Raw genomic sequence first — 15,557 nt, 5'->3', positions numbered from 1 at the left:
TGCATGACCCAGGCACCTTCCGTCGACGTACACCGGCCCAAGGTCGAGTACTTCGACCTCGCGGCGCTGACCAACACCGATCCGAAGGGCTTCGTGCGGCCGGTCGAGCGGTACGAGGTGCAGCCATGGGGCCTGTACATGGCACGCACCTCCGACCACGAACAGTTCCACTACATCGAGTCGTGGCTGCTGCCCGAGCTGGCCTTGCGCGCGTCGGTCTTCCACTACAACCCTGAGCACCAGCGCGACCAGGACTTCTACCTGGACCTCGGCGAGTTCCGCCAGCTGGAGCCGGACCGCTGGAAGTCGGTGGACCACTACCTCGACATCGTCGTGCGCTCGGGCCGCAACACCGAGCTGCTCGACGTCGACGAACTGCTCGCCGCGCACACGGCCGGGCTGGTCACCGCCGCCGAAGCCCAGGCCGCCATCGAGACCGCGACCACCACCATCGACGGCATCGCCGCGCACGACTACAGCCTCGACCGCTGGCTGCGATCCCGGGGCGTAAACCTCACCTGGCTCTGATTTCCGGTCCCCGTGCCGGCGCGGTGCGCGAGTACTCAGTATTGCGCCGCTAGCGATCCCGCCAAGCCTGCATGCGGGGGTAGGCGGCGGCGAACCAGGGTTCTTTGACGTCCAGGTAGGCGGTGGTCGCGGCCTCGCCGGTCAGCCCGGTCGCCTTCGCCTCCGCGGCGCGCTTCACCTCGAGGTACTCGGCGCGCGCGGCGGCGTCGGCGCGCAGCCAGTCACGGAACAGCAGCGCGTACTCCTGCCCCGGCGTACCGGCCACGCGCACATGCACATTGGCGAGGCGGCCGGGGTCGGCGTTCTGGTGGTAGCGCTTGGTCCACAACGTGACATCGGTCCCGGCCGGGTCCTGCGGCGTCGGCCTCGGGCAGTCCTCGGTGACCTCCGGCCGGACCGGAAAACCCGCCGCTCCCAACGCATCCCGCAGGCCGTCGGCCGCCGCGAGGTCGGCAACGGTGATCTGCAGATCGAGCACGTCCTTGGCGGGCAGCTCCGGCACCGAGGTCGAGCCGATGTGGTCGATCCGCGACGCCGCCGCCCCGCACGCCACCCACAGCCTGGCGATGAGCCGCTGCGCCTGCACGGCCCAGTCCGGATTCGCAGGCACCAGCCGGATGTCCTTCTTGCGCGCGGGCGTCCCGGCACGGAGGTTGCGCTCGAACGGCACCAGTCGCTCCTGCCAGAGCCGCCGTACCTGGTCCTCGATCGCCGCGGGCGCGCCGCTGTTGTCGAGCAACACGTCGGCGACCGCGCGGCGCTGTTCGTCCGTGGCCTGCGCGGCGATACGCGCGCGCGCATCGGCTTCGGCGACGCCGCGGAATTCGACCAGTCTGCGCAGCCGAGTTTCCGCATCGACGTCGACGACAATGACCAAATTCATCAATGGCGCGAGACCATTCTCGACCAGCAGCGGAATATCCTGCACAACAATGGCGTCGGGCGCGGCCGCGGAAATGAGTTCGGCGGTGCGCTTGCCGACCAGCGGATGGGTAATCGAATTCAGCGTCGCCCGCGATTCGTCGTCCGCGAAGGCTTTCGCCGCCAGGGCGGGCCGCTCCAGTCCGCCGTCGGCCGCCAGGATCTCGGTGCCGAACGCGGCCACGAGCGCCTCGAGGCCCTCGGTACCCGGCGCGACGACCTCCCTGGCGATCAGGTCGGAATCGATGATCACCGCGCCGAGATCGGCGAGAATTCGCGCCACCGTCGACTTGCCCGCTCCCATGCCTCCGGTGAGGCCGATCCGCAACATCGGACCAGTCTCGCATCCCGCGGCCGGGGCGGCCTGCGCGCCCGCACCGGGGCAGGCAGTGCCGCAAGGACCGACGTTCTACTTCGGCGACACAATCTGCCCGATTACCCATCCGGCCCGCGCTTTCCACCTGCCACCGCCGTAATTGCCCGATCCGTGACGAGGCCGAGACCATTTCGCAACAATTCCGGCCGAACCCGGTACTCGGGCGACAACTTTCCGACACGCCGACCCAATTACTTGCGCAAAATACTCTGCACGGCACTTTCGTTCGGCTAATCTTCGCCGTGGCGATCCAGGCGCCAGCACCAGCAAGCAAAGGAACATCATTGGGCACCAGATACAACCAGACGGCTCGCCACCGCCTGGGCATGGCGGGTGGCGTGCACTGCACCCAGATCCCCGCCGTCGCGGCCGCGTTAGCCGAACACCGCCGCACATGGTTCACCGCGTTGATCAGCCCGGCCCGGCACAGCTTCGCCGCTATGCGAAAACGCTCCGCCGTCCCGTCGGTCCGGTGGGTGCCCGCCACCGCGAGCTGAGGCGTACACGTCGAGAAGTGGCCCAGCCCCCGCCAGGGCTGGGCCACTCTCATGCCCGAATCAACCCGCTCGGCTTGCGCCGGGTGCCGGGTTGTTGTGTCGGCATCGAATTCGGCGGCACCGGATAAGGGATCCCGGTCTCCGCCGTACCCAACGCGATATTCGGGCCGCATTGGGCGACCGCGGCATCCATTTTCGGCTTCGGGTCCGGCAGCACCGGTCTCGCACTATTCGGTGTCGAGCCGAAATCGAAGGTGGAGGTCATATCGCCGGTGACCTCGCGTCGCCACGCGGTCAGATTCGGCACCTCCACTCCGAACCTGGTTTCCAGCAGTCGCAGCTGTGAGGTGTGGTCGAAGGTCTCCGAGGCGACCAGGCCGCCCCGGGTGTACGGCGAAATCACCAGCGCGGGAACGCGATAGCCCAAACCTATCGGACCGGCGACGCCGGCCGAGGAGGACACGCGGTCGAGCGGCACGGTGAGGAACTCGCCGGGGGTGCCCGGCGGTGGGGTCGGCGGGGTGACGTGGTCGAAGAAGCCACCGTTCTCGTCGTAGCTGATGATCACCGCCGTCTTCTCCCACACCTTCGGGTTCGCGGTGAGGATGTCGAGCAGCTGCACGATGCCGAAGGCACCGAAAGCCGCGGGCAGCGCGGGATGCTCGCAGTTCAGCAGCGACGGGATCACCCAGGAGACAGCGGGCAGCGTGTCGTTGGCGACGTCGGCCTGAAAGTCGTTGGGGTAGACCGGTGCTCGACCGCGGCGCGCCAATTCCGAGGCGGGGTCCGCGGATTGGGTGAAGCAGCCGAGCATGCCGTCGAGCAGCACCGAGGACAGCGGGCCAACGTCGCGGTTGTTGTAGACCTTCCAGCTGACGCCCGCCTCGGACAGGTTCTCCGGATAGGTGCGCCAGCTGTAGACGTGCTGCGGGAGCAGCCTGGGGGTCTCCACCAGCGGGCCGCCTGCGTGGCCGTCCGGGTCGATACTCGCGCTGATCCAGTACAGCCGGTTCGGGTCGGTGGGGCCGAGCACCGAGCAGTGGTAGTTGTCGCACAGCGTGAAGGCATCGGCGAGCTCGGTGTGGATCGGAATGTCTTCGGGCAGGTAGTAACCCATGGCCGCGGGCGCGTTGGCGGGGCCAACGCTCTCGACCGACATCGGCATCCACTGGTCGTTATTGCCCTCGTTCCAGGCGCGGTGCATGCCGCCCCAGCTGTGGTCCGGGTCGTTGATGCATTCGCCGTCGAGCGAGGCACCGCGGGTGGTGTCGAGGCGGAACGGGTTCAGGTAACCGTCGGGGCCGGGGCCCGCACCCGGCGTCCAGCCGTACTGACGCCAGGCCGCCGACGGGTCGTCGAACCCGCGGACGCCGGACAGGGTGCCGAAATAGTGGTCGAAGGAGCGGTTTTCCTGCATGAGCAAGACGAAGTGCTCGATATCGCCCAGTCCGCCCATACCCGCGGGGTCGGCGGCGTAGGCCCGTTCGATGATCGGGTCGGCCCACGAGGCCAACGCGCCCACCGCACCGGCCGCGGCCGCCTTCGCTAGGAATTGTCTGCGATTGAGCCCGCTGAACGGCCCCGCTGCGCACATCTCTTCGGCCGACCTTTCCGCCAGGGCTGTCGAGCAGAATTTCGCGATCCGCGCCGACCCTACCCGACGTGCTGCGACACCGCAGAGAAAGATCGTTTAGCCGGACCGGGAAGTGGGCGAAAGCACGGCGCGAGAGGGGGATTCCGCCTGGTTGCCCGAGGGCTGCCCGAATTGCGGTGCCATTCTGAGTGTTTCACACCTTTTGCCCGATTTCACCGGTTCGCGGCTACGGATTCCCGCGTGGGCGTGGCCATGTCGGCGGTGCCGCGCAGAAATGTACGCCACACCAGCGCAGCGGTGGCACCGAAGCCGAGGCAGAGCCCGAGCCAGATACCGGGCCCCTGCCACCCGAGACCGAACCCGAATATCGCCATGGCCGGTACTCCGATGGCGAAGTAGCCGATCAGGGTGCTCTGCATCCCCGCCTTGGTGTTTCCGATGCCGCGCAACAGCCCGATGGACAGGTTCTGCGAGCCCTTGCAGTACTGCTGGATGATGGCGAACCACAGCAGCGTCGAGGCGGCGGCGACGACGGCGGTGTCGTCGTGGTGCGAGCCGAGGAACGGCGCGAGAACCGCGCCGGGGAACAGCACGTAGCCGAGGCCGACGACGGTCATGAAAGCGAAGCCGAGGAGCACGGTGCGCCGCGCGATCGCCGCCACCGCGTGCCGATCGCCCTGCCCGACCGTGCGGCTCACCAGAATCGAAGAGCCCTGGGACAGCCCGATATTGACCTGGTAGACGATGTAGGCCAGCTGATTGACGATATTGCTCGCCGCCAGCGCCACCGGCCCGAAGCCGCCCATCAACACCGCGGCGATAGAGGTGATCGCCGCCTCCGCACCGTAGGTCAGCGAGATCGGCGTGCCCATCCGGACGATGCGCGTCACCGTGGCCCGATCCGCCTGCCACGCCCGCAGGGACAGCAGGTCGCCGAGCAGCGGGTCGCGGCGGACCGTGCGCAGGTAAACGCCGAACGTCCAGAGCTGAACCAGGGTGGTGGATAGCCCGATTCCGGCGAGGCCGAGTCTCGGCACACCGAACCAGCCGAAGATGAACAGCGCGTTGAGCAGTGCGTTGACGCCGATCGACAGCAGCGTCACACGCAGCAGTGAGCCAGCCCGGCGCATGCCGACGGCGAACTGCCGCAACACGTTCAGCCAGAGCATGGGTATCAGGCCCGGCGCAAGCGTCCACATGATGGGGCGGGCCAGTTCGAGCACGTCGGGGGCCTGGCCGAGCCAACGCAACGCGTAGCCGAGTGCGATGAGCAGCAGCGCGCCCGCCGTCGACGTCACCGTCGCCACGAAGGCCGCCGCGTTGACGAACCCGCGGATCTCCGCCCGCGCCTGCTCGTCGATATCGCCGCGCCCCGTGCGCTTTTCGCCACCGCCGACGGCCTCGGCGATCAGGTTCCCGACTCCGGTGATCATGCCGACGCACATGGTGCGCAGCTGGTTGTACAGCAGCAGCGCCAGCCCACCCGCGGCGACGGCGGCGACGCCGAGCAACCCCATCATCGCCAGATCGACCGTGGTCAGCGCCACCTGCGCGAGCTGGATGCCCGCGATCGGCGCGGCCAGCGCGACGATGGCTCGATACTCACGAAAGGCCATGTGACCTAAGCTCCCGTCCGAACGCCGTATGCCGCTAGCCGCACCGATTGGTCATAGGCCCGGCACAGTCTGATGATGCGCTGTTGCGCCGCCCGATCCAGCAGGCCGCGATCGCGCAGCCAGTCGTCGTCGTACACGGTGTCGAGGTACTTCTCCCCCGCATCACACACCAGCACGATGACCGTGCTGCCCGCGGGCACATAGACGAGGCGGCGCAACGCCACATGGATTGCGGCGCCACCGGTTCCACCGACGAGAATGCCGGTGCGCCGCGCGACCACCCGGGCGGTGGCGAACGCGTCGACGTCGCCGACCCGGCAATCCTCGTCGATGGCCTCGTATTTCACATTGCCGCCCACCGGGAACCCGGCGGGGCTGCCCGCGCCGGTCTGCCAGTAGCCGCCCGCCGCGCCGCCGAAGATGATGGAACCCGCCGGCTCGACGCCGAGGGCATGGACCCGGGAGCCGAGCCTGCGCAGCTCTTCGACCGTGCCGCAGAGGGATCCGCCGGTGCCGACGGCGCCGACCAGATAGTCGACGTCGGTATCGATATCGGCGAGCAGTTCATGGGCGAGCTCGCGGTAGCCCGCGTTGTTGTGTGGATTGTTGTGCTGGTCGGGGCGGTACGCGCCGGTGCGGGCCGCGATCTCCGCGGCGACCCGCCTGCGCTCTACCGTGCTCGGCCCGCCTGCGGTGCCGCTGTCCACCGAAACCAGCTGCGCGCCCATCGCTTTCATGGCGCGCAGCTTGTCCTCGGCGGCGTGGCCGTCGACCACGGCGGTGAAGGTGTAGCCGCGCTCCAACGCCATGAGTGCGAGTCCGGTGCCCGTGTTGCCGGAGGTCGGTTCGACGATGTGCCCGCCGGGGCGCAGTTCGCCGCTGCGTTCGGCCTGCAGCACCATTTCCCGTGCCATACGCACCTTCGCGGAGCCGGTCGGGTTGAACTGCTCCAGCTTCAGCAGCAGGCGGGTGCCGGTACCGGTGCGGATGAGCTCGAGCAGTGGCGTGGAACCGATGAGCTCGGAGGCCGATCGGACGACGTTCTCCCGGCGCCGCGGGAGGCGAGCCACGGGGTCGTGCGCGGCCGCTTGCCTCGGCACGTCCTGTGCGGCTACGTATCCCTGCGTATCTAGCTGTCCAAGCGCCACCGGAACCGGCCTTCCTGATGCGTGACGACTACCTTCGGCGGCAACGGGAGCTGGTGGAACTCGCTCTCGTTCTTGTCCATCTGGTAGCCAGCCGTATTCGGGTACAGCAGCAGGTCGCCGTGGGCAGGCCGTTGCGGCAGCGGCACTTTGCGCCAGGTGAGGACGTCGTACTCCATGCAGCTCGCGCCGCCGACGCAGCTGGCGATCGGTTGCGCGGCCGGGTCGGTGCGCCGGGGTACCAGCATCGGATCCAGCAGGAACTCGCTGCCTTTCCACTGCTCGGACACGCTCATGCTGAGGCCGTGCACCGTGATGATGCCGTAGTCGGCGTTTTGTTTGAAGCCGAGGACGGGGAACACGGTGAAGCCCGCATCGATGAGCAGCGCCCGGCCGGGTTCGATGAACAGCTGGATGTCGTTGTCGCGCAGCAGGCTTGCCAGGGTACGGCCGCCGAACCCGGTGGTGAGGATGGCGTCCAGCATGTCGGCGCCGGTCGGCGCCTGCGCGTACGGGTAGAACTTCTCGAAGCGCTTGCCTGCGTGGAACCAGTCGTCGCGCCGATGGGCCAGGAACGCCTGCCACTCGTCGTCTCCGACATAGCGGCAGGCGAAGCCGCCGCCGATCGAGAGCGTGCTGATCGGCAAGCCTCGCGCTTTCGCCTCGGCGCACAACTGGAGCAGATCGAAGGCCAATTCCGCCCGCGGCGCGACGGCGTAGCCATCGAGGTGGAAGGAGAACCCGATCAGCTCGAGCTGCGGTCGCCACTGCGCGCACAGCGCGATCGCGGTGTCGAGATCTGTTGCCGACAAACCGAATCGACTGTGCGGCGCGTTCGGCGGCAACCGCCGTAACAGGATCCGCACCGGCCCCGCGCTCCGCGCGATCTGTTCGACCCTGGTCAGTTCATCGAGGGCGTCGATGGCGATCACACAATCGTGCCTGGCGGCCAGCCGCAGCAGCGCATCGGTTTTGGCCGCACCGGTCACCCCGATGTCGCGCCCGCGAATACCGTGCGCCATGGCGTGTACCAGCTCGGGCTCGCTGGCGACATCCACGGCACCCTCGAGATCGGCGATGGTGGGCAGCCAGCAGCCGGCCTTGTTCGCCTTCTTGCCGTAGTAGACCTGGCCGCGCACGTCGTGTCCGGCCAGGGTTTCCTGGAAGGAGCGCAGGTTGCGCGCGAACTGCTCCGGGTAGACGACGTGGAAGGGGCCGCCGACGGCGTGGTGGATGTCGAAGAGCAGCTGCGGGTCTTTGCGCACCCGGAGCTGCCATTCCTGTTCCAGCGCAGGCAGTGCGGGCAGCTCGAGGAGTGCGGCGTTCAGGACCACAGTTCCACCCGCCGTCCACGTCCGGCCGCCACCGCGCGCGTCGCCAGCGCGTGCGCGACCGGGATATCGGTGATGATCATGCCGCTGGCGAACGCGAAGACCCGATCAGCGGCGCCGGACCGGCCCGGTGCCCGCCCCGCCACGATGTCGGGCAGTTCGGCATCGATCACCGGCTGCCCCGCCGGCCCCGCAAGCCGGGCGCCGGTGACGCCCAGTTGCCCTGCGCTGGTGGCGATCGCGTAGTCGGCGGCCCGCAAGGCGCCGCTTTCGACGCCCTTGCTGGCTACCGAGATCAGCAGCCCGCCCGGCTGCAGCCACTCGGTGCGCACCTTGGGGTGCGCGGCGCGGCCGGAGGCGACCACGACGATGTCGGACTCGGCGACCGCCGCGGGCACGTCGTCGACCAGTTCGATGTCCCGTTCCGGGAACCAGCGGTGCAGCGCCGCAATGCTTTCCGCGATGCCGTCCGGGTGGGTGCCGAACAACCGCAGCCGCCGCAGGTTCGGCAGTGCGGTCAGCAAGTACGGCAGTGTATTACGACCCTGAATGCCGGTGCCGATCATCAGCGCGCTCGTAGCATCCTCGCGGGCACAGTGTTTCGCGATGATCGCCGTGGTGGCCGGTGTGCGCGCGGCACCGACGCGCTGGCAGTCCATGAACGCGAACGGCAGACCGGTGGTGTCGTCGTAGAGGCTGATCGTCGTGTAGTACTTCTCCGCGCTTTCGCTGCACTGCCGGTAGGAGGTCTTGAAGCCGAGCTGCTCGAGCGAACCGTCGTAGCCGAGCATCGAGTACGACACCGCGTCGCGTTCGGTCTTCGGGATCGGCATCATCAGCTTCACCGGGCAGCGGGAATCGCCCTGCGCGAAGGCCAGATAGCCGTCCTCGACCAGATCGATGACCTCGGCGGGTGGAATGTCGATATCGGCCAGGTCGGTGCGAGTGAGGATGTGCAGTGCGTTACCCATGGAACTCCGATGTTGTTGGGGCAGTACACATCCCGATCCGAATAAAAGCCATGTCAGCATCGTAGGACTATCGGTAATGGTTTTCATTAGCAATAGGAGTGAATTCGGACACATGCACCGAGTCGGACGCGACATACCCACCGATTCGGCACATCCCGGACCGATGGCTAACCTCGAGCTACTCTCCTGGCTGTGCCGATCAGGGAGGTGGTCTCGCGCTGCGCGCCGAAGGCGAAGCTGTGGTTGTGGCTCGCCTCCGCCGTCGTGTCCCTGACGCTGGCCGCGGGCACCGTGTACTCCTGGACCCACGCCGGAAGCAGACACGCACCGGTCGCGGAGAAGGGCGTCACGGTGTCGAGCTACGCCGAGGCCGAGACCGCGGTGACGCCTCATCTCCCCCAAGATCGCGTCGTTCCCCGGGTATCCACCGGCGTGCTGTTGAACGCATTGCAATTCATCAACGCCCACAACGTGAAGGCCACCGGCCACATCTGGCAACACCTCCCGCCCGGTTTTCCGGAGGACATCGAGCCAGGCGTACTGCTGCTCGAGGCCGAGGATCCGCACTGCCCCAAGAAGGTGTTCGAGTACCCACTCGGGGAGAACCGCGTCGTCGTCTGGTCGTTCTCGACGGTCATCCGGCAGCAATTCAACTACGAGGACTACCCGCTCGATCACCAGGACATCTGGCTGCGGATGCGCCCGGTCGACATGATCCATCCGGTGCAGCTGGTGCCGTCGTTCGAATCGTTTCCGCCGTGGGATGCGAAGGCCCTCAACGGCTTGGACCCCGATCTCGTATTCGGCGACTGGGAACCGGACTACACGGTGTGGAGTCTGAATCGCCAGGAATACAGCATGCTGGCCCACCCCGGCCTGGCCAATACCGACGAACTGTATTTCAATGTCGGCGTCAGCCGCGGCCTGCTCGGACCGATGCTCGGCCGGATCGTGCCGGTGCTATTGCTGGCCGTCCTGATGTTCCTGTCGCTGTTCGTGATCACCACCGACCCCGACCGTCGCCCGATCTCGGGTTTCACCGCCTTCGCGATCATCACCTTCTCGGTATCGACCGTGCTCGTCGTCGCGGTCAACGACAATGCGGCCCGCACCGAGATCGGCTCCGCGGGCATCTCCTACATCGAGTACTGGTATTTCACCCTCTATGTGATGACCCTGCTCGTCGCGCTCAACGCCACCCTGTTGCTGCACGGCACCTTCAGCAAGGTCGTCACCTGGCGCGACAACCTGCTCCCGAAAATCGTGTTCTGGCCCCTGTTCACCGGCATCATGTTCGCCGCGACCCTCGGCTACCTCGGGGTCTGACGCACCCCGCCAGCGGGCACAGCAATCATCCAGACAACAATTGCGAACCAGATCACCGCGACGACAACTTCCCTCGGTGACTCGAGCACCGGCTCTACAACCCCAGCGAGCGGACCAGGTCGAGCATCTCGGTGTGGAAAAGCTTTGCGGGGTCCTGCGATTGAGGAACCAGGTGACCGTAGACCTCCAGCGCGATCAACCCGTGCATCCGGCCCCACATGCGTAGCGCGAGACCGAGCGCGGCGGGCGGCAGCTCGGGGAAGTCGGCGCGGACGTGGGCAACGAGACCCGCGTCGAAGTCGGACCATGTTGTGTCACTGAGATTTTGGTGCTTCTGCGCGCTGGGCCACGCGGCGGCGGTCAGACCGACGAGGCCGGTGCACGCACGCAGCGCGGCGGTGGCGGCGGGTCCGCCCGGCGGCGGCTGATAGCCGGGCACCGGGTCGCCGTAGATGAGCCGGAACTCGGCGGGGTGCTCGATCGCCCAGTCGCGCACGGCCTCGCCCCACGCCACGATGCGCCCGGCGGGGTCGCCGGCGGGGACCGCGTCGCGCGCGGCCTCGACCCGGTCGACCAGGGCGGTGTAGACATCGGAGATCAGGGTGGAGATGAGATCGTCGCGGGTGGCGTAGTAGCCGTAGATGGCGCCTGCCGTCATGCCCATGTCGCGGGCGATGGCGCGCAGCGAGACGGCGTCGGGACCGCCCTCGGCCAATAACCGCAGAGCAATGGCCTTGATCTCATCGGACGTCTGCTCGCGCATGCGCTCTCTGCGACTCTTCACGGCCTCCACCACGGTTGACACTCTACAGCGTTTGGCTACTATCACCCGTGTCGTTACTGAACGGCGTGTAGTAACTGGACAGCGTTTAGGGAGTGGATCGTGGACATCGGGATTTTCGGCGCGACAGGCGTCATCGGCGGGCGCGCGGTAGCCGAGGCAACGCGACGCGGACATCGGGTGACCGCGTTCGCCAGGGACGCCGCCCGGTTCCCCGCCGAGCGAGGCGCCGCGAGCTGGCAGGTCGCCGACTGGCTCGACGCCGACAGCATCGCGGCCGCGATCTCCGGCCTCGACGTGGTGATCAGCGCGGTCAACGCCGGACACGGCATCGCCGACACCATCGCGCGCGCAGGCGACTTCGTGGTCGGCGCACAGGCGATGGTCCGCGCGCTCGAACGGCACCCGCGGGTCAGGGTGATCGCCGTCGGCGGCGCGGGCAGCCTGGAGATCGCACCCGGCTTGCAACTGGTCGACACGGGCGCGGACTTCCTGCGTTCGCTCACCGAGGATCTCGGCGTGCCCGCCGAGTACGCCGAGGTGGTGCGGGCGCTGCGGGATGCGTTGAACGTCTACCGGCTGTCCAACCGCAACTGGACCTATCTCAGCCCGTCGGCGGGCCGGATCGAGCCCGGCCCGCGGACCGGCCGCTTCCGCGTCGGCGGCGATCAGTTGCTCATCGCCGCGGACGGCGCGCCCGATCTCTCCGCCGAGGATCTCGCCGTCGCCCTGCTGGACGAGGTCGAACAGCCGCGCTACCTGCAGCGCCGGTTCACCGTCGGCTACTGAAGCCGACGAGCTGTGCGTCGGCCGACCGGGGCGCAGCGTCGCGAAACCTGTCGTACCCCTCTGCCACAATAGAAACCAGGTCGGACGTCGATCGAGTTGTTGCCCAACGTAATTGGCAACTCGACCGAGGAGGCGCAATGCCTGACGTTCCAGCTTCGATGCCCGACCCGCGTGACCCGATGTTTGTCGATGTCGAGCGGCTGGTCGAGCTGGCGGCTGAGATCGAACGGCATCGGTACCTGCTGCGCGCCGCCGCCGATGGCTATCGGTGGCGGGTCGCGCGGCAGGTGGAACACCTGGATCCCCCGGATCGGGACGTGCGCCTCGCGCACGCGGAACGGTTGATCGACGCCATGATGATCGATCCGATCCGGCACAACGATCTGGACCTCGACGCCTACCGCGCCGTGCGCGATGGCGCGCCGATCGCGTTCGACGCCGAACGCCGGACCTACGTGCTGCGCAGGCCCGGCCGGGACCCGCTGCCGATTCGACCGGGGCTGCCCGAACATCGCCTCGGCGTGATCGCCCGGCTCGCCGGACTCGGCCTGCGATTGGAGCAGATCCAGGTCGTCGCCCTCACCACGGCCCAAGCCGTCGGTCCGCCGCGAGCGCCGACCACCACGCCACAAGTGAACCGGGGGACGACGAAGCCGTCGCGGCGGATCGGTCGCGCCCATCGAGACGAGCGCAAGCGCCGCGCCGGCAACTGACAACCCAGCCGCATGACAGTCCCTTGCTAATTTTCCCTCGCTGTTCCTATGCTGACAGGCATTACCTGATAGTCACTGTCAGATAGCGAACCTTGGAGGGGCGATGGCACAACCCACCATCCTCGACCGGCCGGAACCGCCCGCTCCAACCCAGCGGTGGGGTGCGGCCGGGCGGTGGGGTGTCGCGATGGCCAGGCATCGCAAAACGGTGCTCGGCGTCTGGCTGCTGCTGGTCGTGGTGTGCGGCGCGGCTTATCCCGCACTGCACGCCCGGCTCGGCACACCCGACTACTCGGTGCCCGGTTCCGACTCCGTCGCGGTCGATCAGCTTGTCGCGCAACACTTCTCCCGATTCGGCATCGAGCAGGACCTCATCGTCTTCCACTCGGCCGAGGACACCGTCGATACACCGGCGTACCGCGCGACCATCGATCGGGCGATCGCGGTCGCCAGGCAGACATCGGGTGTCGCCGGCGCCATCGGCCCGTTCGACGGCAATGCCGCCCAGATCTCCGCCGACCGGCACACCGCGTTCGGCATCGTCGGCATCGACGGCGACATCTCCGCCCGAGTGCGGGTGGTGCAGGAATTGCGGTCGGCCATCGAGACCGGACCCGGTGAAAGCACCCGAGTCATGCTCACCGGGTACGCGCCGATCCAATCCGAGATGATGCGGATCGAGACGGCCGACCTGCAGCGCGCGGAAACCCTCGGCATCCCCGTGGCGACGGTGCTGCTGGTGCTGGCACTCGGGGCGTTGACCGCCGCCCTGCTCCCGATCACGGTGACCGCCGCAGGCATCGCGGTGGCCGTCGGCGCACTGTTCGGCCTGACGTCCTTCCTCGTCTTCGACTCCCTGGTGCTCTCGGTGGCGACGATGATCGCCACCGGCACCGCGATCGACTACGCGATGTTCATCGTCAGCCGCTTCAACGAGGAGCTGACCCGCCGTGGCGTGCGAAACCGCCGCGACCGCAACGCCATTCAACAGGCCGTCGGCGCGGCGATGGACACCACCGGCCGGACGGTACTCGCCTCCGGACTCATCGTGATGATCTCGCTGTGCTCGCTGGCCGTCGTCGGGCTGCCGATGCTGAACGGCATCGCCGTCGGCGTGGTCACCGCGGTACTCGCCACCATGACCGCCGCGTTCACCCTGCTGCCCGCGCTGCTCGCGACGCTGGGCCCTGCGGTGAATCGCGGAGCATTGCCCGAGCGAATGCGTCCGGCGGAGGTCCGCTCTACGGCCGCGTCGAGCGCGTGGGCGCGGTGGGCGCACACCGTGATGGCACGTCCGGTGCTGTTCGGCACGGTCGGCGTCGCGCTGTTGGTCGTGGCGGCGGCGCCGCTCACCGGCCTGCGCTACGGCGTCGACGTGGGCACCGACGCACTCACCGATCGCCCCGCCGGGCAGGCGATCGCGCTGGTCGAGCAGAACTTCACCCCCGGCCTGCTCGCACCGATCGAGGTGGTCGCGACCGGCCCCGACGCGGCACCATTGACTAGTGCGGCACGCGCGGAAGCCGACCGGTTCATCGGCGAACTCTCCCGCGACCCCCGCATCGCGACCGTGTTGCCGCAGTACGCGGACGGCCGGATGTTCGCGGCCGTGGTCCCGCACGCGGCGTTCGGGTCGACCGCCGCGTCCGACCTGGTCACCGATATGCGTTCCCGCACAGCGTCTCTCGGCGATGCCGAGGTGCGCATCGGCGGCACCACAGCCTTGTTCGTCGATGTGTCCGAACGGATTACCGGTCGATTCCCCTGGGTGATCGCGCTGGTGCTGGCCGTCTCCTTCGCCTTCCTCGTCGCCGCGTTCCGCAGCATCGTGCTCGCGGTCAAGGCGATCCTGTTGAATCTGCTGGCCACCGGTGCGGCACTGGGCATTACGGTCGCGGTCTTCCAGCACGGCATCGGCGAGTCCGCTCTCGGCTTCCACAGCACCGGGTTCCTCCAGATCTACCTGCCGATGCTGGTGTTCGCGGTGCTGTTCGGCCTGTCGATGGATTACGAAGTGTTCCTCATCCGCCGGATGAAGGAGCACTGGGATGTCCACCACGACAACGCCGCCGCGGTCGCCGATGGGCTGCAACGCACCGCCCGGCCGATCACCGCGGCCGCAGCGATCATGGTCGCCGTCTTCGCCAGCTTCGTGACCGCGAATGTGTTGGAGCTGAAGCAGATCGGGTTCGCGCTCGCGGTCGCCATCGCGATCGACGCGGTCCTCGTGCGGCTGGTCTTGGTACCCGCGTTCATGCGGCTGTTCGGGCGCTGGAACTGGTGGCTGCCGAAGCTGCGGACCGGCCGCGTGACTAGCGGAACATCGTCTCGATCTGATCGATGATCGATCCGACGGCCTCGGTGTAGACGTCCTTGAGCCGACCCGCGAAACCCGTTCCGGCCCAATGGTCCAGCGCCGCAACGCAGCCCCAGACCGCGGTGGCCGCGGCCATCCGCACCCGTAAATCGTTGGGCGCGAGGCCGGCTCGCTCGGCGAACAGTGTCCGGAACTGGTCCTCCAGCTCGCGCATCTGCTTGCTCTGGCCGACCTTGATCTCGGGGATCGCCGCCGTGTATTGCAGCCGCTGGCGGATGCGCCGCTCCGACTCCTCGGTGAGCAGCGACTCGATCAGCAGCGGGACGAGCATCCGCGCGACGGCGATCAGGCCCGCGGGTTCGACGGTCGCGCCGCCGCCTGCGGTGCGAATCGCCTCCAGTACCTTCGGGTCCGCCTCGTCGTGCAGGACCAGCATCTCTTTGGTGCCGAAGTAGCGGTAGACCGAACTGGGCGATACCCCCGCCGCGGCGGCGACCCGTTCGATGGTGACGTTGCGGTACCCGTGCTCGTCGAACAGATCCAGCGCGACCCGCTGGATCCGGCTCATCGCCTCGATCTTCCTGCGCTCCCAGGAAGTGGACGGAAGCTCAACAGCGGCATCGGACATCATCGTTCAGAATACCGGCCCGAA

At 67.8% G+C, this 15,557-nt stretch carries 14 protein-coding genes; 6 read left to right on the top strand and 8 right to left on the bottom strand.

Annotation, left to right across the window (positions count from 1 at the left end; genetic code table 11):
- Window positions 1-3 precede the first annotated feature (3 nt).
- Entirely contained in the window at window positions 4-528 is a 525-nt protein-coding gene (locus ACIHA7_RS17905; RefSeq protein WP_397290605.1) for a DUF402 domain-containing protein, read from the top strand.
- A 49-nt stretch (window positions 529-577) separates the two neighbouring features.
- Here ACIHA7_RS17905 and coaE read toward each other — a convergent pair whose 3' ends face one another.
- Window positions 578-1,780 (bottom strand): dephospho-CoA kinase, encoded by a 1,203-nt coding sequence (gene coaE / locus ACIHA7_RS17900; RefSeq protein WP_397290603.1) that lies wholly within the window; start codon window positions 1,778-1,780, stop codon window positions 578-580.
- 329 nt (window positions 1,781-2,109) lie between these two features.
- Here coaE and ACIHA7_RS17895 point away from each other — a divergent pair, with 329 nt between their 5' ends.
- Window positions 2,110-2,322 (top strand): hypothetical protein, encoded by a 213-nt coding sequence (locus ACIHA7_RS17895; RefSeq protein WP_397290841.1) that lies wholly within the window; start codon window positions 2,110-2,112, stop codon window positions 2,320-2,322.
- 49 nt (window positions 2,323-2,371) lie between these two features.
- Here the strand turns inward: ACIHA7_RS17895 and ACIHA7_RS17890 are convergent, their stop codons facing one another.
- The 5 genes from ACIHA7_RS17890 to ACIHA7_RS17870 all read right to left on the bottom strand — a co-directional run bounded on the left by ACIHA7_RS17890 (window position 2,372) and on the right by ACIHA7_RS17870 (window position 8,979).
- A complete protein-coding gene (locus tag ACIHA7_RS17890) occupies window positions 2,372-3,916 on the bottom strand; it encodes a phospholipase C (RefSeq protein WP_397290601.1) in 1,545 nt (514 codons plus the stop codon).
- A 212-nt stretch (window positions 3,917-4,128) separates the two neighbouring features.
- Window positions 4,129-5,532, bottom strand: a complete 1,404-nt coding sequence (locus ACIHA7_RS17885; protein ID WP_397290599.1) for an MATE family efflux transporter — start codon at window positions 5,530-5,532, stop codon at window positions 4,129-4,131.
- Between the two features lie 5 nt (window positions 5,533-5,537).
- Window positions 5,538-6,632: a PLP-dependent cysteine synthase family protein gene (locus tag ACIHA7_RS17880; protein WP_397290597.1), complete on the bottom strand. Its 1,095-nt coding sequence runs from the start codon at window positions 6,630-6,632 to the stop codon at window positions 5,538-5,540.
- 29 nt (window positions 6,633-6,661) lie between these two features.
- A complete protein-coding gene (locus ACIHA7_RS17875; protein ID WP_397290595.1) occupies window positions 6,662-8,011 on the bottom strand; it encodes an alanine racemase in 1,350 nt (449 codons plus the stop codon).
- The gene (locus ACIHA7_RS17870; protein WP_397290593.1) at window positions 8,002-8,979 is read right to left on the bottom strand and encodes an ornithine cyclodeaminase; all 978 of its coding nucleotides are present in this window, start codon (window positions 8,977-8,979) and stop codon (window positions 8,002-8,004) included. The genes ACIHA7_RS17875 and ACIHA7_RS17870 overlap by 10 nt, the downstream gene beginning before the upstream one ends.
- A gap of 192 nt (window positions 8,980-9,171) precedes the next feature.
- Between ACIHA7_RS17870 and ACIHA7_RS17865 the strand changes: the two genes are divergently transcribed.
- Window positions 9,172-10,305 carry a hypothetical protein gene (locus ACIHA7_RS17865; RefSeq protein WP_397290591.1) on the top strand — a complete coding sequence of 378 codons (1,134 nt, stop codon included), beginning with the start codon at window positions 9,172-9,174 and terminating at the stop codon, window positions 10,303-10,305.
- Window positions 10,306-10,399: 94 nt separating this feature from the next.
- Here ACIHA7_RS17865 and ACIHA7_RS17860 read toward each other — a convergent pair whose 3' ends face one another.
- Complete coding sequence (locus tag ACIHA7_RS17860; protein WP_397290589.1) at window positions 10,400-11,089, bottom strand: TetR/AcrR family transcriptional regulator; 690 nt, start codon at window positions 11,087-11,089, stop codon at window positions 10,400-10,402.
- Window positions 11,090-11,188: 99 nt separating this feature from the next.
- Here ACIHA7_RS17860 and ACIHA7_RS17855 point away from each other — a divergent pair, with 99 nt between their 5' ends.
- The 3 genes from ACIHA7_RS17855 to ACIHA7_RS17845 all read left to right on the top strand — a co-directional run bounded on the left by ACIHA7_RS17855 (window position 11,189) and on the right by ACIHA7_RS17845 (window position 14,932).
- Window positions 11,189-11,875, top strand: coding sequence for an NAD(P)-dependent oxidoreductase (locus tag ACIHA7_RS17855; protein ID WP_397290587.1), 687 nt, complete (start codon window positions 11,189-11,191; stop codon window positions 11,873-11,875).
- A gap of 137 nt (window positions 11,876-12,012) precedes the next feature.
- Window positions 12,013-12,588: a hypothetical protein gene (locus ACIHA7_RS17850; RefSeq protein WP_397290585.1), complete on the top strand. Its 576-nt coding sequence runs from the start codon at window positions 12,013-12,015 to the stop codon at window positions 12,586-12,588.
- A 103-nt stretch (window positions 12,589-12,691) separates the two neighbouring features.
- Window positions 12,692-14,932 (top strand): MMPL family transporter, encoded by a 2,241-nt coding sequence (locus ACIHA7_RS17845; protein WP_397290583.1) that lies wholly within the window; start codon window positions 12,692-12,694, stop codon window positions 14,930-14,932.
- On the opposite strand, the gene ACIHA7_RS17840 is transcribed toward ACIHA7_RS17845, so the two are convergent.
- Window positions 14,901-15,533, bottom strand: a complete 633-nt coding sequence (locus tag ACIHA7_RS17840) for a TetR/AcrR family transcriptional regulator (RefSeq protein WP_397290581.1) — start codon at window positions 15,531-15,533, stop codon at window positions 14,901-14,903. The genes ACIHA7_RS17845 and ACIHA7_RS17840 overlap by 32 nt on opposite strands.
- Between the last annotated feature and the right edge of the window lie 24 nt (window positions 15,534-15,557).

The organism is Nocardia sp. NPDC052316 (assembly GCF_044547795.1).
GTDB lineage: Bacteria > Actinomycetota > Actinomycetes > Mycobacteriales > Mycobacteriaceae > Nocardia.
Note: the sequence above shows the minus strand (reverse complement) of the source record. Positions and strands in the feature narration are given on the sequence as shown.